This window comes from Allobaculum fili (genome assembly GCF_020969955.1).
Taxonomy (GTDB): Bacteria; Bacillota_I; Bacilli_A; order Erysipelotrichales; family Erysipelotrichaceae; genus Allobaculum; species Allobaculum fili.
Window position 1 is genome coordinate 1 of sequence record NZ_JAHDSX010000159.1, and the last position, 256, is coordinate 256.

The following is a 256-nucleotide window of genomic DNA, read 5'->3' on the forward strand; positions in this document are numbered from 1 at the left end:
TGATGAAGCATTCTCTGTGCCTGTTCCTTTTCTCTTTGACCCTTTTTGTGATGGTCGACAATCCAATGTCGAATCCAGCAGCCCTGATCAGATCCCAGATCTGTAAGCAGGTCAGCTGCTGCTTATGGTCAGACCCGAGCAGGCGTGTCTTTTCTTCTTCGTCTTCAAGAATTTGATCCAGAAGCGCGTCGACCTCTGGACTGTATTTCCGAGGTTGTCTGGATGAACTGTCGTATGAAGGCGGATCGATACACTC

General features: G+C 48.8%; 1 pseudogene. It reads right to left on the reverse strand.

The window, feature by feature from the left end:
• Nucleotides 1-250 (reverse strand): annotated as a pseudogene (locus Afil_RS11665) (IS21 family transposase); the annotation flags it as partial.
• Between the last annotated feature and the right edge of the window lie 6 nt (nt 251-256).